19 protein-coding genes and 1 pseudogene are annotated in these 17,449 nt (G+C 46.6%); all 20 read right to left on the reverse strand.

Going from position 1 to position 17,449, the window contains the following annotated elements; translation table 11 throughout:
* Positions 1–340: 340 nt before the first annotated feature.
* The 20 genes and pseudogenes from MKHDV_RS14885 to MKHDV_RS14975 all read right to left on the reverse strand — a co-directional run bounded on the left by MKHDV_RS14885 (position 341) and on the right by MKHDV_RS14975 (position 17,369).
* The gene (locus tag MKHDV_RS14885; RefSeq protein ID WP_160716669.1) at positions 341–1,801 is read right to left on the reverse strand and encodes an NAD(P)/FAD-dependent oxidoreductase; all 1,461 of its coding nucleotides are present in this window, start codon (positions 1,799–1,801) and stop codon (positions 341–343) included.
* Position 1,802: 1 nt separating this feature from the next.
* The gene (locus MKHDV_RS14890) at positions 1,803–2,498 is read right to left on the reverse strand and encodes a TVP38/TMEM64 family protein (protein WP_160716670.1); all 696 of its coding nucleotides are present in this window, start codon (positions 2,496–2,498) and stop codon (positions 1,803–1,805) included.
* A gap of 1 nt (position 2,499) precedes the next feature.
* A complete protein-coding gene (locus MKHDV_RS14895; RefSeq protein ID WP_160716671.1) occupies positions 2,500–3,486 on the reverse strand; it encodes a glucokinase in 987 nt (328 codons plus the stop codon).
* 187 nt (positions 3,487–3,673) lie between these two features.
* Positions 3,674–4,408: a 1-(5-phosphoribosyl)-5-[(5-phosphoribosylamino)methylideneamino]imidazole-4-carboxamide isomerase gene (gene hisA / locus MKHDV_RS14900; protein WP_160716672.1), complete on the reverse strand. Its 735-nt coding sequence runs from the start codon at positions 4,406–4,408 to the stop codon at positions 3,674–3,676.
* Positions 4,405–5,055, reverse strand: a complete 651-nt coding sequence (locus tag MKHDV_RS14905) for a hypothetical protein (protein ID WP_160716673.1) — start codon at positions 5,053–5,055, stop codon at positions 4,405–4,407. Before MKHDV_RS14905 ends, hisA begins: the two co-directional genes overlap by 4 nt.
* Positions 5,055–5,645 (reverse strand): imidazoleglycerol-phosphate dehydratase HisB, encoded by a 591-nt coding sequence (gene hisB, locus MKHDV_RS14910; protein WP_160716674.1) that lies wholly within the window; start codon positions 5,643–5,645, stop codon positions 5,055–5,057. The genes MKHDV_RS14905 and hisB overlap by 1 nt, the downstream gene beginning before the upstream one ends.
* An 88-nt stretch (positions 5,646–5,733) precedes the next feature.
* On the reverse strand, positions 5,734–6,852 hold the full coding sequence (gene tatC, locus MKHDV_RS14915) for a twin-arginine translocase subunit TatC (RefSeq protein WP_254060494.1): 1,119 nt from the start codon (positions 6,850–6,852) through the stop codon (positions 5,734–5,736).
* The gene (gene tatB / locus MKHDV_RS14920; RefSeq protein ID WP_160716676.1) at positions 6,852–7,238 is read right to left on the reverse strand and encodes a Sec-independent protein translocase protein TatB; all 387 of its coding nucleotides are present in this window, start codon (positions 7,236–7,238) and stop codon (positions 6,852–6,854) included. The genes tatC and tatB overlap by 1 nt, the downstream gene beginning before the upstream one ends.
* 29 nt (positions 7,239–7,267) lie before the next feature.
* Positions 7,268–8,818: a glutamine-hydrolyzing GMP synthase gene (gene guaA / locus MKHDV_RS14925; protein WP_160716678.1), complete on the reverse strand. Its 1,551-nt coding sequence runs from the start codon at positions 8,816–8,818 to the stop codon at positions 7,268–7,270.
* Positions 8,819–8,839: 21 nt separating this feature from the next.
* Positions 8,840–10,297 carry an IMP dehydrogenase gene (gene guaB, locus MKHDV_RS14930; protein WP_160716680.1) on the reverse strand — a complete coding sequence of 486 codons (1,458 nt, stop codon included), beginning with the start codon at positions 10,295–10,297 and terminating at the stop codon, positions 8,840–8,842.
* 346 nt (positions 10,298–10,643) lie between these two features.
* Positions 10,644–11,219, reverse strand: coding sequence for a tetratricopeptide repeat protein (locus tag MKHDV_RS14935; RefSeq protein WP_160716682.1), 576 nt, complete (start codon positions 11,217–11,219; stop codon positions 10,644–10,646).
* Positions 11,212–11,346, reverse strand: coding sequence for a CcmD family protein (locus tag MKHDV_RS14940; RefSeq protein ID WP_019999436.1), 135 nt, complete (start codon positions 11,344–11,346; stop codon positions 11,212–11,214). The genes MKHDV_RS14935 and MKHDV_RS14940 overlap by 8 nt, the downstream gene beginning before the upstream one ends.
* A gap of 42 nt (positions 11,347–11,388) precedes the next feature.
* On the reverse strand, positions 11,389–11,538 hold the full coding sequence (locus MKHDV_RS14945; RefSeq protein WP_216846937.1) for a hypothetical protein: 150 nt from the start codon (positions 11,536–11,538) through the stop codon (positions 11,389–11,391).
* Positions 11,539–11,573: 35 nt separating this feature from the next.
* Complete coding sequence (locus MKHDV_RS14950) at positions 11,574–12,248, reverse strand: cytochrome c biogenesis protein (RefSeq protein WP_160716804.1); 675 nt, start codon at positions 12,246–12,248, stop codon at positions 11,574–11,576.
* Positions 12,249–12,379: 131 nt separating this feature from the next.
* Positions 12,380–12,923, reverse strand: a 544-nt coding sequence (locus MKHDV_RS14955; protein WP_254060495.1) for a heme exporter protein CcmB, incomplete at its 5' end; no start/stop codon positions are given.
* Between the two features lies 1 nt (position 12,924).
* Positions 12,925–13,057: pseudogene (locus MKHDV_RS18995) on the reverse strand (heme ABC transporter permease CcmB); the annotation flags it as partial.
* The gene (locus MKHDV_RS14960) at positions 13,051–13,698 is read right to left on the reverse strand and encodes an ABC transporter ATP-binding protein (protein WP_160716686.1); all 648 of its coding nucleotides are present in this window, start codon (positions 13,696–13,698) and stop codon (positions 13,051–13,053) included. The pseudogene MKHDV_RS18995 and the gene MKHDV_RS14960, both read right to left, overlap by 7 nt.
* The gene (locus MKHDV_RS14965; protein WP_160716688.1) at positions 13,688–15,601 is read right to left on the reverse strand and encodes a heme lyase CcmF/NrfE family subunit; all 1,914 of its coding nucleotides are present in this window, start codon (positions 15,599–15,601) and stop codon (positions 13,688–13,690) included. Before MKHDV_RS14965 ends, MKHDV_RS14960 begins: the two co-directional genes overlap by 11 nt.
* A 72-nt stretch (positions 15,602–15,673) precedes the next feature.
* Positions 15,674–16,087, reverse strand: a complete 414-nt coding sequence (locus tag MKHDV_RS14970) for a cytochrome c maturation protein CcmE (protein ID WP_160716690.1) — start codon at positions 16,085–16,087, stop codon at positions 15,674–15,676.
* A 238-nt stretch (positions 16,088–16,325) separates the two neighbouring features.
* Positions 16,326–17,369 carry a hemolysin family protein gene (locus MKHDV_RS14975; RefSeq protein ID WP_160716692.1) on the reverse strand — a complete coding sequence of 348 codons (1,044 nt, stop codon included), beginning with the start codon at positions 17,367–17,369 and terminating at the stop codon, positions 16,326–16,328.
* Between the last annotated feature and the right edge of the window lie 80 nt (positions 17,370–17,449).

The following is a 17,449-nucleotide window of genomic DNA, read 5'->3' on the forward strand; positions in this document are numbered from 1 at the left end:
TCTGTAGAAAAGGTTCTTAAAAATCTCCAAAGACTTTTAACTGCGAGAAGAGCCCGTTGAATATGTTTTCACGCGGCTTATGCTCCACCACCTTGAATTATAAAAAGGCTGTCCCTCTATATAGAAGGACAGCCTTTTTTGTTTTTAGAAAGGTAATGGTGCATAAGCCGCGAGGCAACGCAAAAAAAGTGTAGAAATCGCAGTTAAAAGTTTTAGGAGATTCTTAAGAAGCCCTTTTCCAAAAGGGTTCTTAAGCCGTCGGAGACATCCCGCTGATAAGCGCTGCCAGAGGCTCGTCGAAGATCTTCCAGAAGCAAACGTCCGCAGCTGTCACTAACGTTTAGGCTTTGCCGCGATATTTAAACAGAGTGCGGAGCACCTTGCGTGTGAACGGAGAGAAAACTTTTTCGCTCAGTATGGAACCGGCGACTTTCTTGTTAATTTCGCCGAGCGTCGGATACGGGTGGATGGCGCCTGCTAGGGTAGATAGCTTCACTTTGCCGCCAAGGATGGCGACCCATTCGTTAATGAGCTCACCTGCGTGTATTCCGACGATTTGAACGCCTATGACGCGCCCTTTGTTGTCTTGTAATAACTTGAGCTTGCCTTCTGGCTGGTTTTCAGCGAGCGCGCGATCGTTTGATGCAAACTCTTCTGTACGGACGGTGTATTCTATTTCTGCATCTTTTGCGCGTTTTTCATTGTAACCGATGGATGCGAGTTCGGGGTCGCAGTAGGTGACCCACGGTATGAGTGTGTAATCGGCTTTGCGCGGCATTTTGAACACAGCATTGGCGATGACAATGCCACCTTCGTATCCTGCGGCGTGAGTGAACTGGTACTTGCCGGTTATGTCACCAACTGCATAGATGTGCGGCACGTTTGTACGCATTTTCTCGTCAACAGGAATGCCCTTTTTAGAAAATTCAACGCCTGCATTCTCAAGATTAAGCGCATGTACTGAAGGTGTTCTGCCTAGAGCTACGAGCAAATTGTCACTGGTGACTTTTTGTGCTGGATGCTCTTTGGTTCCGTAATGAACGGAGATTTGATCACCGTCTTTGGTGATCTCTTCAATACTGCTGTTGGTTATGACGTTGATACCATCTTCGCGCAGGGATTGCTCGACAACTTCTGCCATGTCCGCGTCTTCTTTTGAAAGAATGTTGGCGGAGCGCTGGAGCAGGGTCACTTGAGACCCGAGCCGGTGTAGAGACTGTGCCATTTCCACGGCTATGGGGCCACCGCCGATTACTGTGAGCTTCGGCGGTAATGACTGTTGAAAAAAGACTGTTTCATTTGTGAGATATTCTACTTGATCCAACCCTTTGAACGGTGGTGCAGATGGCGTAGAGCCTGCTGCTATGACAATAATTTTGCCGGATATGTGCTCTGGTGTTCCACCGTCTTGCGGAGCAAGGGCGATTGTGTGCGCATCAGTAAAGGAAGCAATGCCGAAGCGCACAACTGCACCGAGGCTTTCAAAACGCTCAGGTGAATCATGTGGCTGGATTGTTTCTATGACAGATTTAATGTGCGCTGAAATTTTTGAGAAATCGACAGGGTCAAGCTTTGGAGCGGGAAGCCCGTAGCTTTCTGCTTTGGACATTTGATGGCGTACTTTGGCGCATTTTATGAGCGTCTTGCTTGGCACGCAACCGTAATGCAGGCAGTCGCCACCCATCTGTTTTTCTTTTTCGATAAGTAGAACTTTAACACCAAGTTGTGCAGCGCCGGACGCAATGGTTAATCCGGCTGCGCCGCTGCCGATGATGATGAGATCAAAATCGTATTCTGCCATGTTATTTGCTCTCTTTTATTTTGCGGATAAATTTTAAAAGATATTTCGCGATAAGAGGGAAAATTCCGAGAAGGGCAAAGGAGATTAAGTGGATAGGATGAAGGACGTCTGAAACATCATTAATAGTAGCAAGTTGTTTGCCTGCGTTAACAAATACAGCTGTGCCCGGTAGCATTCCCAGCTGTGATACCCAGAAGTATGTCCGTAGTGGCAGGCTTGTGATGCCCATGACTAAGTTTACTGCGAAGAATGGAAATATTGGCACAAGGCGCAACGTAAAGAGGTAAAATGCACCTTCCTTTTCTACGCCTTCATTGATTTTAGCGATTTTGCTGCCGAACGTATTTTGAACCCAGTCTTTCAGAATATAACGGGATGCAAAACAGGCGAGTGTTGCGCCGATAGTAGATGCAAATGAGACAGCAATAAGGGCTGTCCAGAACCCGAACAAGCCACCTGCGGCAAGCGTCATTATCGCTGCACCCGGTATGGATAAAGCTGTAACAAGGATATAGAGGAGGATGAATCCGCCTACTACGAGGAACATGTTTTCCCCATACAACATTCGGAACGCATCTTGTTTGGCCTTGACGTATTCAAGTGTGAGATAATCAGTGAGGTTGAAGTACCAGACTATCGCAAGTATTAACGCAATAGTCGTAACGATGCCGATCCGTTTTGCCTGAATTGCTGTCATGTTATTTTCCTTCGACTGTTGGGCGCGGGGTAGCTTTATGCGTGAGATGGTCTGCCCCGTATTGAGCAGCTCCCCATAGTCCGGCTTCTTCATTCTGGTTAAGTTTTATGGGAACATTGCAAAGCATGTTGTGATATTGCTCGCAGTCGCGGAACGACTTTTCAAACTCATTATGTTTAACAACTACAGGGTTTCCAGCAGCGATGCCACCTGTAATGTACAAACCGCCAAGTGCAAAAGTATCGAGCACAAAGTTATGACATATTCTGCCATAGAATCGCGAAAACCATTCCAGCACAACTGGATATTCAGAAAAGTGCGCTACCACTTTATGAGATGGCGCAATTTCGCCAGTGTGGAATTCAAAAAGATGAGCAAGGCCGGAGCCGGAAAGTATATAGTCTTGAATGACTTTTTCGCAGCCAAGTTTTGCACGTAGAAAATCTGCGTATTCCGCTTCCTCTTTGTTGGTAAACGGAAAAACACTGTGCCCGCCTTCGGACGGTACGGGCAGATATTTTCCGGTGCCGTTGGGAATAAGCAAAGATTTACCAAGACCGGTACCTGCCCCAAGAATTGCTATAGGGCAGTTTTGAACAGGATCTCCGGCAATTACCTCTATGGCGTCTTCAAAAGCAGGGGTAAATGTTGAGTAGGCTTGTGCAAGAAAGTCGTTAATCAACAGTGCATTGTTGCAGCACAGTTTTTTGGGCACTTCGTTGAGATCAATATCCCATGCAATGTTCGGTGGATCACATTTGAACCCGTCTATAACAGGGCCTGCAACGCCAAAGACGACCGCATCTGCTTTGCCCGGTTGTAGTTCAAAGTTGGAACTTGCCAATAATTCCAGTAAATGCACAAAACTATCCGCAGCACTTGTAGAAAGCCAAATGCTACGGTCATGACTTATCGTTTTTCCACGTACAGTAAATGCCGCGAAGCGGCTGTTTGTTCCGCCAATGTCAGCGGCTAATATGCGTTTCATAATGTTGTGCGCCTGATTTTAGCTGAATGTTTTCTGCTGTAGTATACGCGCCTGTGGGGAAATGAACTGTTATACAATGGAAAGTTGCGATTAAAAGTAATAACTACTCTCAATAACCCTGTAAAGGGCAAATAAAAAAGCGAACCTGCATGCAGGTTCGCTTTTTTATTTGTACTGTATAGAATTGCTAGTCTTGAGTTGCAATCCAGTCGGAAGCCTCTTTAAGGTCAAGAGTTCCGGTATAAATAGCCTTACCGGAGATAGCGCCTTCAAGGTTTGCTTCTTTTGTAAGCGGGTAGAGTGCCTTGATATCATCAAGTGTAGCTACGCCGCCTGCTGCGATAACCGGAACAGAAGAAGTCTGTACCAGCTTGGTAAGTGCAGGGAGGTTAACTCCGGTCTGCATACCATCGCGGTCAATGTCGGTGTAGATGATGAATGCTACGCCTTGCTCTTCCATGCGTGGAAGAACATCGTAGATTGTAAGGCCGCTGTCTTCTACCCAGCCTTTAGTTTTTAATATGCCGCCTTCTGCATCAAGAGACACGCCGATTTTACCCGGAAATGTTTTGCAGATAGAGCCGAACAGTTCTGGTTCGGTCAGTGCGATTGTTCCAATGATCAGACGGGAAACACCAGCATCAAGATATGCTTTAGCTGTTTCCAGATCACGAATACCACCGCCAAGCTGAACAGGCATATCAACACTGGAGCAAATATTTTTAATAAGCTCGCGGTTAACTGGTTCGCCGGAAAAAGCACCATCAAGATCAATTACATGGAGCCATTTACCGCCTTGTTCCTGCCATTTCTTTGCCATTGCTACCGGATCGGAGGAAAACACTGTTTCCTGATCGGCTTTACCCTGTTTAAGACGAACTGCTTGTCCGCCTTTAATGTCTACAGCAGGAAAAATTATCACAGACCGAGCTCCGTTATAGCCTGACGCATTCCTTCTTCAGCAAGTTGCTCAGCGGTGATCCATTGACCTTTGCGCTGGAACCATTTTTTAACGTTAAGAAGGTTGTTTGAAAGGCTTTCTTGGGTTTCTTCAAAATGAAAACGAGAGATAGAAGGCTCTTCAACATCAACACGTAATGCATAGAAGTCCATATTAACGCCAGCAGACTGGAATGCGCCGATTTCGCCACCTTCGCGAGGAGTCCAGTCAATTACTTGCGGGATAATAAGAACGTCTGTTTTCATACATATGCCAACCTGATTCCAGAACTTAAGCGCATTAAGTGGAGTCTCGCTGCGCTGTGCAGTGACAATTTCGTAACACTGCCGTGCAGCTGCACCTCTTGTGTATATGCGGCGAGTTTCTGTCCTCAAAATTTTTTCAAAATTAGCATCCAATTGATCCAGAGTTTCAGGGGAAACTTTGAACTGATCAGAAGGGATGTATCCAGCAAGCAGATCCCCAGTGTTGGTTGGCTGGGTAAACATGGCCAGACCCATAGCTAGTGGTGGTAGTTGGGCCGGTGCTTTTGTTTTTGCACAACCGGCAATCACGAACAAGCCAAGAAGGCAAATAATAAGTCCGGTATGACGAAGGTGTTTATGCATTAATCGAGACTCCCTTTGGTGCTGAGTAGTTGGTTTCGATCACAAGAAGCAGCCATACGCAATGCCAGTCCTAAGCCCTTGCATGCTGATTCGAGCAGGTGATGTCCATTTTTACCATAAAGGTAAGAAATGTGCATGTTTATTCTTGCACCATAGCTTACTGATTTAAAAAATTCGCGCCACAGGTCTGACTCATCTCCAGCAATAACAGGAGGCAGTAAGTCGTCGCCTCGGTAGACAAGGTAAGGGCGGCCGGAAATGTCGATGTTCACTTCAGATATTGATTCGTCCATTGGTACTTTAGCCATGCCGATGCGGTTGATGCCTTTTCGGTCACCAAGAGCTTCGCGGAGGGCATTACCAAAGCAGATGCCAATGTCTTCGAGTGTATGATGTGCATCAACGTGTAAATCTCCGTCACAATGAATATGGAGATCAAATCCGCCCCAGAATGCGATAAGAGTGAGCATGTGGTCGGCAAATCCCCAACCAGTTTTCACATCTGCATTGCTGGTTCCGTCCAGAGTAAGAGTAAGTGCTACTTTGGTCTCACTTGTGTCTCTTGTAATGGTTGCGGTACGTTGAGTCATACATTTACCTCAGGTTTAGTCAGTGGATGGTTAAAAGCCGGGCAAAAGCCCGGCCTGTAGTACACCTGAAAAGTGTTGAAGGAGTCTGTTAAGACTCAGCCACTGCTTCATCATCGTCTTCGCTATCGTCGCTTTCTTTCTCAGAACGGCGCTTTTTACCGAAGACAGCAGCGATGACAATTGAGATTTCATAAAGAATCATCAATGGTCCCGCCATAAGAAGCTGGGATACAACATCCGGTGGCGTAAGAAGAGCGGCCAGAACAAATGAGAATAGTATAGCAAACTTACGTGCTTTACGCATCATAGTTGCTGTAACAAGTCCTAATCTGCTCAGGAACAAGGCAAACAGCGGCATTTCGAACACAAGGCCGAAGGCGAAGATAAGCTTCATCGAGAAACTTAAATATTCGTTCAGCTTGAGCATAGCTTGAATGTTGCCAGTGTTGAAGCTCATGAAAAATTCAAAAGCAAACGGGAATACTACAAAGTAGGCAAATGCGCCGCCGCCGATAAAACAGGCAGCAGAGAAGAATGCGATTGGTACAATGTACTTGCGCTCTTCTTCGTAGAGTCCCGGTGCAATAAATGCCCAAATTTGATAGAAAATGTATGGACTGGAAACAAAAAAGCCTGCCAGTGCAGCTACTTTAAGGTAGGTCACAAACGCTTCGTGCGGCGCTGTGTAGATGAAAGAGCTTTGATCCGGCATTACAGCAACCATCGGCAGAACCAGATAGTCAAAAAGCTGCTCGGCAAAGCTGTAACAGGCAAGACAGCCGATGATGATAGCAAAGCTGATACGCTTTAAGCGCACACGCAGTTCATCAAGGTGCTGCAAGAGGGTCATAGCCTCTTCTTCCTCGTCTTCTTCGTCCTCATCTTCCATCGCGTCTATGCGATCAGTCAGAGTAACAGAATCGGAAGGTTCCTGTTCTTCTTCATTAGAATCACCGCCGTCCGAGGCAGCTTGTGCCTCGGACGCGGTGTTATCTATATCTTCATCGTCGTGATCTTCAATGCGATCAGGACGAGGACCGTCTGAGAAGTTCATCTCAGCAGAAGGGTCAGAATCATCGCTTCCTTCTTCGCGCACATCAGAATCATCAATCTTACTGGAAGACTCATCGTTTTCATTGTGCTCGTTGCTGGAAGCAGTTTCGTCTGCTTCAGAAGGCTGAGCGTCATCTTTTTTATCAACGCTCATTACGCCTGTTCCTTCTCGGTCTTCTTGTCAGCATTTTCAGCTATTGGCTGTGCTTCTGCATTATCAGGAGCTACTGCAAGGTTTCCGGTAGAGTCCGGAGTTGATGGCTCAGTAGCCGGTTCAGTAGCCGGTTCAGGAGCAGGTGCTGCTTCTACTTTAGAGTTTTCTTCACCGAAAATTTTCTTTTCAGCAACTTTTTTCTCTTTTGCGTGGTCATCTAAAGCGATTTCAGTGTTGATAGTACGCTGAAAGTCTGTAGATACACGACGAAATTCCGCAAGACCTTTCCCAAGTGTACGAGCCACTTTTGGCAAACTCTTAGGACCCAGCACAATAAGTGCTACAACAAGAATAACCAGTATTTCAGTAGTACCGATTCCAAACATGCAGTCACGCCCAATTAGCTAAGGTTGGCTTATTCCCACTCGATAGTGCTCGGTGGCTTGGATGAGATGTCATATACAACGCGGTTGATGCCATTAACTTCATTGATGATACGGCTGGAAATTTTTTCCAGAAGTTCAGAAGGAAGGCGTGCCCAATCCGCTGTCATAGCATCTACACTATCCACAATTCGAAGGGCAATAACGTTTTCATAGGTTCTGTCGTCGCCCATAACCCCAACAGTCTTAAGCGGCAGCAGAACAGCAAAGCCCTGCCACACTTTGCGATACCATCCGGATGCAGTCAACTCGTTCTGTACGATTTTGTCTGCTTTTCTCAAAATAGTGAGACGTTCATCGGTGATTTCACCGATAATGCGGATGGCAAGGCCTGGACCAGGGAAAGGCTGACGCCAAACTACGGAATCAGGCATGCCGAGTTCGATAGCAACTTTACGTACTTCATCTTTGAAAAGCTCGCGAAGCGGCTCGATGAGTTTAAGTTCCATATCTTCAGGCAGGCCGCCAACGTTGTGATGGCTTTTGATTACTGCAGAAGGGCCTTTGTGAGAGATAGATTCGATTACGTCAGGGTAGAGTGTACCCTGTGCAAGGAATTTAACGTTATCGATGCGAGTTGCTTCTTCATCAAATACTTCGATGAATTCGTAACCGATGAGTTTACGTTTTTTCTCAGGATCTTCAACGCCTACAAGTTTAGACAAGAAGCGTTCGCGTGCGTCAACAACAGTGAGGTTGAGGTCGAAGTGTTCGCGCAGGTAGCTGGAAACTTCTTCAACTTCGTTCTGACGCATGAGGCCGTTGTCAACAAAGATGCAGTGGAGACGGTGACCGATTGCTTTGTTCAGAAGAACAGCAACAACGGTAGAGTCAATGCCGCCGGAGAGGCCACAAACTACTTTGCCTTCAGGGCCAACAGTGTCCTGACAATCTTTGATAACAGAATCAATAAAGCCGGACATAGTCCAGTCTGGTTTGATGCCTGCGATCTTGAAGAGGAAGTTGTTGATCATGATGTCGCCACCTTCGGAGTGATGTACTTCCGGGTGGTACTGAAGCGCGTAGATGTTTTTCTCAGCGCATGCCATTGCTGCAACTTCGAGGGTTTCGGTAGAACCGATAACTTCGAAGCAAGGCGGAACAGCTTTAACCTGATCGCCGTGAGACATCCATACACGTAAGGATTCTTCACGGTTGAGGTCAGCAAAGAGAGGGCAGTCTGCAGTCATGTTGAAATCTGCTGGGCCGTATTCACGGGTTTCAGAGCTTGCAAGCTGGCCACCCATGTTTTGAGCGAGCAACTGCATGCCGTAGCAGATACCGAGTACTGGTACGCCGAGTTCAAGCAGACCCATATCAAGAGTAGGAGCGTCAACGTCGCCTACGCTTGAAGGACCACCGGAAAGAATCACAGCGGAAGGATTCATTGCTTTGACTTCTTCGGCTGTTACGATGCAAGGGTGAATTTCAGAGTATACGCCTGCTTCGCGTACGCGACGAGCAATAAGCTGTGTAAACTGAGAGCCGTAGTCAACAATAATGACTTTGCTAAGTGCGTCCATAAGTTCCTCTAAAAAGAGAGATTAGTTCTCAACTCGGTAGTTGGGAGCTTCTTTCGTAATGATAACGTCGTGAACATGAGATTCACGAAGACCTGCAGCAGAAATTTCCACCATTTTGGAAACCTCAGGCATGTCAACAATAGTTTTTGCGCCAATATAGCCCATACCGGCACGAAGGCCACCTAAAAGCTGGTGTACGGAGTCCTGTACAGGGCCTTTGTACGGTACGCGTCCAACAATGCCTTCAGGAACGAGCTTTTTGCTTTTTTCCTGGAAGTAGCGATCAGAGCTACCGGCTTTCATTGCATCAATGGAACCCATGCCGCGGTAGTTTTTGTAACGACGACCCTGATAGAGAACAGTCTCACCCGGGGATTCATCTGTACCAGCGAAGAGGGAACCGACCATGATAGAAGATGCGCCAACGCACAGAGCTTTTACAATGTCACCGGAGTACTTGATGCCACCATCAGCAATGATGTGACGACCAAATTCTTTAGCTGCTTTGCAGCATTCTTGCACGGCTGTAATCTGTGGAACACCAACGCCCGCAACAATACGAGTAGTGCAGATAGAGCCAGGTCCGATACCAACCTTAACGGTGTCTGCGCCAGCTTCAAATAAAGCTTTTGCACCTTCGTAGGTAGCAACGTTGCCTGCAATAATCTGCGCTTCAGGGAAGGAGGTGCGAATAGATTCTACAGCTTTCAGAATGTTAAGAGAGTGACCATGTGCAGAGTCAAGAACGAGAACGTCAGCGCCAGCATCGAGCAGGGCCTGAGCGCGTTCGATGCAATCTGCACCAACACCGAGTGCTGCTGCAACACGGAGACGGCCGTTTTCATCTTTACATGCTTTTGGATACTTAATTTCTTTCTCAATATCCTTCATGGTGATGATGCCCTGCAAGTGGTTGTCAGAATCAACAACGAGCAGTTTTTCGATACGGTGCTTGTGCAAATGCTCTTTAGCCTGCTCAAGGGTGGTGCCCACAGGAACAGTCACAAGCTTATCTTTAGTCATCATTTCAGAAACGAGAGTTGCGTCAGCGTCGTCAACAAAACGAACGTCACGGTTGGTGATGATACCAACGAGGTTTCCGTTTTCTAAGACAGGAAGGCCGGAAATTCTGTAGGTGGACATAACTTCAAGAGCCTGAGTGATAGTCAAGGAAGGCTCTACAGTCACCGGATCAAGAATCATTCCGGATTCGGACTTTTTAACCTTTTCTATTTCATGGCACTGCTGCTCAAGCGGCATGTTCTTGTGAACAACACCGATGCCGCCGTGTCGAGCCATTGCGATGGCCATTGCAGATTCGGTGACAGTATCCATTGCGGCTGAAATAAGTGGAATATTCAGTGCGATGGAGCTTGTGAGCATGGTGGAAATATCCACCTGATCCGGCGTGGCTTCGGAATAACCAGGAAGAAGCAACACGTCGTCAAAAGTCAGTGCTTTGCCTAAGATTACGCTCATGGTGTGGGTCTCCAAATAAGTTTTGGGTAGCTATTAAAAAAGGCCACAGTCGCGTAAATTCACGCGGTTAACCGGCCTGTAGTTCAGTACGTTCATACCTAGTGTGTTTAGGTGAATAGTACTTTAGGTAATCCCGTTAGCGTATGCGCCCTTCAAGCCCCTGTCAACGGTTGATTATACTTTTTATTAGTAGCGAAACCGAATCGTAGGCACTGTACCATAAATTTCTAAAAAGATTATCTGATACAGCATGAGACAAATACGCCACGTGCACGGCACGTCACGGGTATAAAAAAAGCGCATTGCAAGTGCAATGCGCTTTGTGCGTTACAGTAATTGTGTAGTTCTATTTGTCATCAAGTTCTTTCTGTGCAGCCGCTTTAAGATCGTTATTGGCAGAGGATTCAATAATCTTTTGGAACTGCTCAATACCTTCTGCCGGTTTATCCAGATAGTACTTAAGTAGTACTCCTAAATTGTAACGTGCGGAAGGATCCTCTGCAAGCGTAAGAGAGGTCTCAAAAGCTTTGGCCGCCTTTGTGTAGCTCTCCAGCTTGAAGTTAGCCATGCCGAGCATATAGAACAGGTGCGCGTTGTTCGGCTGGGCCACGATGCCTCGCTGAATAAACTTGCGTGCCTGACTGTACTCTTTATCTTCCATAAAGTGCTGAGCAATTTCTTCAATCAGCTTAACATTGTTTGCGTCGCTTTTGAGCTTGCCCATAAGGTCTGCAATGTGCGCTGAGTTGTCTGGTGTTGCTTCGGCTGCTTTATCGTTACGAACCTGAACAAATTTTGTCAGATTCGGATGTTTGGTACGGTACACACCGGAGGTCACAAGCATTATTGCAAATCCCAAAAGAATTGCAGCAATGAATATTTTTGCAACCGATGTTGGCTGCTTCATTGGAGCATTAGTCATTCAGTAACTCCATTTGACGAACACGTTTGCTCAGCTCGCAATGTTTGCGTGCGATAAAGAAGAGGTAGCCTGCAATGCCTACCCATACTGCAACGTTAGCCATGAGGAGCCAGTTGGAGCTTTCCATGATGAATCTCCTTGAGTGCCTAGTAAATTCAGGCAGTAATATTTATTTGTGTGATGTTAACTTTTCAATACGGTCAGTAAGAGCCACCTGTGACGAACGAATGCCCACAAGGGCGGCGCAAATAAGACCGAAGCAGATCGCACTGACAATCACTGCTACGTTAGTCATGATGAGCAAATTAGAGCTTTCCATGATGGATACCTTATGTGCCTTATTCGTTCAGATGGTTATATTTCGTCGTGAGTTGTCAGGTTATCTATGCGGTCAGAAAGAGCCATCTGTGATGAGCGGATGCCCACAAGAGTAGTCCAGATAAGACCGAAGCAGATAACACAGACAATGGCAGTAATTTTCATTTCCGGCTCCAGCCCACCTGTTTCGCTGTTGAATACAGCAGGGTGGATTGAGCGCCATAAGCGGGCGGAAAGGAAAACAAGCGGTACATCAATGAAGGCGGCAATGCCGACAACAGAGCAGACCACAGCCTTACGTTCTGTTGAAAGAGACATGGAGCGCAGGATTAAGTAACCTGCGTATACGAACCACATAACAAGTGTAGTGGTAAGACGCGGGTCCCATGTCCACCAAACACCCCAGCTATGTCGTCCCCAGATCATACCGGTAACCAGTGCCAATCCGCTGAAAAGAACACCCACTTCTGCTGATGCTGCTGCGACGTTGTCCCAGAAGCGCTTACGGGTTTTCAAATACAGAATGGAGGCAATGAATACACAGAAGAAGCTGAAGAGTGACCACCATGCCAGTGGCAAGTGGGTGTAAAACACCTTCTGCACAATGCCCATAACCTGTTCAACAGGGGCATACTGGTAGATGAGGTACTGGCATAATGCCATTGCGGGTGCGGCTATAAGCGCCACAGGTGCTATCCATTTTGTTCGCATCATATCCTCTGTAACTGTTATCTGCATGTCTGACTGTCTGATTTTATAGCAAAACAGTCAGTAACTGACAAAGTTATTTCCTAATGAGGGTGGGACAACTCAACGCAACGTGTGCGGTGTTGTCATCAACCCTATTCTTCGCCGCTGTAAATATAGCCGAAGAGCAAAAGCCCCGCAGCGCCGAACAGCGCATCAAACGCGCAAACAATGCCTAACCAGTCGCCGAATCCTTCCGGAATAATTCCGGAAAAAGCAGCAGAACCGATACGCACGCCTGCGAGTAGAATAGGAATAAGCAATGGGAACAGAATGATAGAGAGTAATGACTCTTTAGCAGCCTGTCCCTGTGAAAGTGCGCCAAGCAGGGCACCAAGCAAAACTAATCCAAGGTCAATGGCAACAACCATTGCCAGTCCTATATGCCATAATTCGGATACAGATTGACCCAGGAATACAATCGTTGCCGGTAGAAATACCGCTTGAGCACATAACAGAAGAACGAACCCGCCGATTCCTTTGCCGATCCAGACCGACTGCACTGGTGCAGGGGAAAGGAGCAGACCGAATCGTGCGCCGTTTTGTTCTTCCAAACTGAATAATGTATTAAAGACAAGTACCTGACAGAACACTGATGCCAACCAGAAGATGGCAGCAGCAGCCTGTGCACTCATTTTTNCACCAATCTGCTGGGACAAACTGAATACAAAGATAAGCAGTAAGCCGAGTAGAAGCGCTTGAATAAGTCCTGTTCCTCGTGCGAGCACAAGTTTCAGGTCTTTTGCAGCAATGGAAACAGCAGCTTTTAACATGCCGCCTCCGGTGTGTAGCCCTGTGCTTCACCAAAGTATTCAACCTTCTTATCTCGAATGGCGAGTACTTTATCGGCGCGCACAAGGTCAGCAGCAACGGAGTGGCTTATCCACACAAGCCCCGCACCGCGGTCTTTTGCAGCAGCAATTTCGTTGTACAGGATGACCATAGAACGGACATCCAGTCCTGTACCCGGCTCGTCGAGCAGAATAAGGGACGGCTGAAGCAAAAAGACACGGGCAAGATTTAAACGCTGCGCCATGCCGCGTGAGAAACAGCCTGCGCGTTCAAAAGCAAAGCGTTTAAGCTCCACTCGATCAAGTGCGGCAAGCAGTGTTTCTTCGTCATTCTTCTGCCCGTGAAGAGAAGACCAGAATGACAAGTTTTCAAGTGCTGACAAGTCTGGGTAAATGAAGGTCTGATGTCCCACATACCCAATACTGTCGTTTTCTACTGTAAGCTCAACCTTTCCGGCCGTAGGCTCGGAAAGACCTGCCATAATCTTAAGCAAGGTTGATTTGCCCGCACCGTTAGGGCCGGCCAGTATGGTTACTGTGCCCGGTTCAACGGTGCAGGAAACATCCTTGATGATCAGACGGTTGCCGTAAAATTTGGCAACCTTGTCCAGTTTAAGCAGCATCCGTTACCTTTTCAGATTTGCGGAATCTGGTAAACCCGATGAACGGGAAGAGACACATAAGCGTACCACCAATCCAGAACCAGTTAACCATCGGTTCAATACTCAAGGTAACCGTAATGTTGCCCTGAGCGTCTGCACCTAAGAGAGAAGCGTAAAGCTCTTCACCAAGGGACGGGATAATGGATACTTCTGCGAAGGATCTGTCCTTGCCGAATTTATTGTAGAGGCGACGCTGAGGTTCAAGTGTTCCCTTGAGTTTGCCGTCTTCATAAACGTCAATCTCAGCTTGCAGGAAGACATATTCCTTTGCTTCACCTTCATACAATTGTTTGTATTTGAATGTGTACTGATCAAGAGTAACAGTTTCGTTACGACTGATCTGAGTCTGAATTTCCTGCTTGTACGAACCGGAGAATGCAATACCGATAACCATAAGTGCAACGCCGATATGTACGCCGTATGCGCCGATAGCACGGTTGCTTTTGCGTACAGATGCGTCTGTAGCAAACAGCAGTACAATGCCGACAATGCATGCAGCAGCGGAAGCTACAGCAAGAATAGAAACAGGAATCTGGTATCCGGCAACATACATGCCTACACCAGTGGCGAGGAATACGCCGACAACAGCGCCGAGCATTGTAGCACTCTTAACACCGCCGTTCCATTTCATCCACGGACAGATCATCAACAGTACGGAGAGGATAGCTGCCAGTGGCATACAGACTTTGTTGTAGAAGTTCTGATCAAGTCCCTGCGGGTTGCTTGTAAAGAATTTGGAGAATACAGGCCACATTGTAGCAATGAGCATGATAACGCCAAGTGCGATAAGGAACCATGCAGCGACCAGCAGCATACCTTCACGACTGAGAAGATCAGCCATTGGTTTTGCTTTAGGGTTTTTGCTGGTTATTGCCGCAAACAAGGACAGAGCGGTAAAGAAGATAATGAAGATGAGCAGTGGAGTACCAACGCCACCGTCACCGAATGCATGCAAGGATTCAACAACACCACTACGTACAAGGTAGGTTGCAAACACAGCAGAAATAGTAGTGAGTGCAACAAGGAAGGTGTTTGTTCTGTGCAGCTTGCCTCGGCGTGATTCGATAACAGAGGTATGCAGGAATGCAGACCCTACGAGCCAAGGAATAAGCGATGCGTTTTCTACAGGATCCCATGCCCAGTAACCACCCCAACCAAGTTCCATGTATGACCACCAGCAACCGAGAATAATACCTGCGGTAAGGGTGAGCCATGCAAACAGAATCATGTTGCGGGATGCGTCTGTCCAGCTTCCTTCGTCATGTTGGCTTCTGTTAAGAGCCTGAGCGAGAGCGAGACAACTAGGAATGGTGAAACCACCGTAACCAAGAAACAGAAGCGGCGGATGAAAAATCATGCCCGGGTTCTGTAACAATGGGTTCAAGCCGTTACCATCAGCAGGAACTGGGTTGATAAGTAAAAACGGGTTGGACCATGTGGTTAATAGGAATAAGAAGAAACCGATAAACGTGAGAAACAACATCCAGAACCACATTTTAGTGCCGTCTGAAAGTGCTCTGTACGCGTTAGTGTATAGAAAAATGATGCCGCATAAAGCTACAGACCATGCCCAAAAGAGCAAGGAGCCAGCTTGACCAGCCCAGAAGGCGGTAACGCGGTAGAAAAGTGGAAGGTCGAGACTGGTATAACTTGATACATAGTAGTTAGAGAAATCAGAATTAACCAGTGCCCAGAGAAGAATGAATGAACTCACAGTGATGAGAGTTGTAATCATCATCTGTGATTTTTCGATCCAATGCAGCAGGGTAGAGCGTCCCTGCCAAATCTGCAACGCAGCGACAGCGCCGAAGCCAATGGCAAACAGCAAAGACGCCACCAGCAGCAAAAATGCTAAGAGATGCATAATGCTCCTTCAGCCGATAAACGGCGACGTGGGGGAAGTAATACAGGTGGAATCAAACCAGTGTGCAGCCGGTTATTCCCTGTTTTTCTTTTCGTATTTCGATGGACATTTAGTCATCAGTGTACGTGCCTGAAACGCCTTTGTGGCGTTATCGATATTACCTTCAATAATGACTTCAGCACCGGCTTTAAATGTGTCCGGTACAACGCCTTTATAAACAACAGGCAATACAAGCTTCTTATCATTAGCATCTTCAAGAATGAAGTTTACGCCCAGACCTTCCTCATGTCGCTCAATTTTGCCTGACTTAACGGTACCGAAAAGTCGGGCAGAACCAAGCTGGTCCGGCGTCATCGCTAATGCTTCAGAAACTTCCAGGAAGTATACGCTGTTTTGTGAAAAACCGGTGAAAAGCAGATACCCAAGGCCTCCTAAAAAAAGAAGCAGGGCAGCAATATATACGCTTTTTCCGTTTTTCTTTGCCATAGTGTCTCCTGACAGTGTCGAGTTTATGGACAGAAATGTCCTGTGCTATCTGAGCCTTTCTCCCCCGGTTCAGATGCCTTTTTCGAATAATTGGTTTGGTGGTTCATTGCAACAAATAGTTTTTGGGTATCGGAATACTACGCCCTGTTTCTATGTCTCTTAAACAAAGTTTAGCGGCATAAACAGGGCGCTTGAATACGCCTTTTAGTCTTCTAGTATAAAATGATATACATTACTATTAGCGCTTAATCAATTTGCCTTTACCTAGCTGTTTTCTTTTATTTCTTGCATGTCGCTGCATGTCATCAATGCGGTCTGTTTCGTCCACAATTTCTTTACCAAGAATTTCCTCAAGCACATCCTCAAGTGAAACAACACCGCTTATGCCGCCATATTCATCAATGGCAACAAAGAGGTGGTCTCTGCGTTCAAGAAAATTTCTAAGTACTTTATCAAGTGTGACTGAATCGAGCACAAAATGTACAGGGCGCATAAGTTCAGAAAGTTTAGTTTCAGTCCGACCTGCAGCAAGTTCTTCATATATGTAGCGGCGCATAACAATGCCCACTATGTCTTCATTATCTTCAGCATATACCGGAATACGGCTGTGATGCTTAATGTTTAGCTGTTGTTGTGCTTCCTTTACCGTAATCTCCACCGGTAGGGTGAAAGTTACTGTGCGAGGAGTCATAACTTCGTTTACGTGCTTGTTATCGAGTGAAAGAATGTTCTGGATAGATATAGCTTCGCTCGGTTCGATTTCTCCTGCACGGCGTGACATGGTCACGATTGCGCGGATATCATCCTCAGTGGCGTTTGGCCCTTTCTGGGAAGGTGTAAGTTTACGCGTCATCCATGAACAGATGTAAATAACCGGACCGAGTGCAAGAACAAGATAGTTTAACGGTTTTGCAATAAACTTGCTTATCTGGTTGGCGTATGACACCCCGATTGTTTTAGGCAGGATCTCTGAAAATATTAAGATGCTTATAGTAAAGCCAACTGCAAAATATGGCATATATTCTGCGCCGTACACTTTGGTGAACGCGGCACCTGCCAATGTAGCACCGGCAGTGTTGGCGACAGTGTTCAATGTAAGGATGGCTGTGATTGGGCGTTCCACATCACTACGGAGTTTAAATAGCAGATTACCGGCTTTAGAACCGGAGCTACGGAGCCGTTCAATATGACTCCACGGAACGGAGTATAAAACAGCCTCAGTAATAGAGCATGTAGCCGAAACAACAATAGAAAATGTTACGGCAGTTATTAACTCAAACATGTAGTTCCTTCAGATAGATTAAATAAATCGTCACGGTGTTCATATGTGTACCGATAGGTAGTTATCGCATTGTCGTCGCA

The sequence above is a fragment of the Halodesulfovibrio sp. MK-HDV genome (assembly GCF_009914765.1).
Taxonomy (GTDB): Bacteria; Desulfobacterota; Desulfovibrionia; order Desulfovibrionales; family Desulfovibrionaceae; genus Halodesulfovibrio.

Excerpts from the sequence above, each read along its gene's own strand:
- MKHDV_RS14975 (WP_160716692.1), bottom strand. The coding sequence starts at position 17,369 with ATGTTTGAGTTAATAACTGCCGTAACATTTTCTATTGTTGTTTCGGCT.
- MKHDV_RS14895 (WP_160716671.1), bottom strand. The coding sequence starts at position 3,486 with ATGAAACGCATATTAGCCGCTGACATTGGCGGAACAAACAGCCGCTTC.
- tatB (WP_160716676.1), bottom strand. The coding sequence starts at position 7,238 with ATGTTTGGAATCGGTACTACTGAAATACTGGTTATTCTTGTTGTAGCA.
- MKHDV_RS14905 (WP_160716673.1), bottom strand. The coding sequence starts at position 5,055 with ATGCATAAACACCTTCGTCATACCGGACTTATTATTTGCCTTCTTGGC.
- MKHDV_RS14960 (WP_160716686.1), bottom strand. The coding sequence starts at position 13,698 with ATGCTGCTTAAACTGGACAAGGTTGCCAAATTTTACGGCAACCGTCTG.
- MKHDV_RS14970 (WP_160716690.1), bottom strand. The coding sequence starts at position 16,087 with ATGGCAAAGAAAAACGGAAAAAGCGTATATATTGCTGCCCTGCTTCTT.
- MKHDV_RS14885 (WP_160716669.1), bottom strand. The coding sequence starts at position 1,801 with ATGGCAGAATACGATTTTGATCTCATCATCATCGGCAGCGGCGCAGCC.
- MKHDV_RS14945 (WP_216846937.1), bottom strand. The coding sequence starts at position 11,538 with ATGGAAAGCTCTAATTTGCTCATCATGACTAACGTAGCAGTGATTGTC.
- guaB (WP_160716680.1), bottom strand. The coding sequence starts at position 10,297 with ATGAGCGTAATCTTAGGCAAAGCACTGACTTTTGACGACGTGTTGCTT.
- tatC (WP_254060494.1), bottom strand. The coding sequence starts at position 6,852 with ATGAGCGTTGATAAAAAAGATGACGCTCAGCCTTCTGAAGCAGACGAA.
- hisB (WP_160716674.1), bottom strand. The coding sequence starts at position 5,645 with ATGACTCAACGTACCGCAACCATTACAAGAGACACAAGTGAGACCAAA.
- MKHDV_RS14965 (WP_160716688.1), bottom strand. The coding sequence starts at position 15,601 with ATGCATCTCTTAGCATTTTTGCTGCTGGTGGCGTCTTTGCTGTTTGCC.
- MKHDV_RS14890 (WP_160716670.1), bottom strand. The coding sequence starts at position 2,498 with ATGACAGCAATTCAGGCAAAACGGATCGGCATCGTTACGACTATTGCG.
- MKHDV_RS14940 (WP_019999436.1), bottom strand. The coding sequence starts at position 11,346 with ATGGAAAGCTCCAACTGGCTCCTCATGGCTAACGTTGCAGTATGGGTA.
- MKHDV_RS14950 (WP_160716804.1), bottom strand. The coding sequence starts at position 12,248 with ATGCGAACAAAATGGATAGCACCTGTGGCGCTTATAGCCGCACCCGCA.
- guaA (WP_160716678.1), bottom strand. The coding sequence starts at position 8,818 with ATGGACGCACTTAGCAAAGTCATTATTGTTGACTACGGCTCTCAGTTT.
- MKHDV_RS14935 (WP_160716682.1), bottom strand. The coding sequence starts at position 11,219 with ATGACTAATGCTCCAATGAAGCAGCCAACATCGGTTGCAAAAATATTC.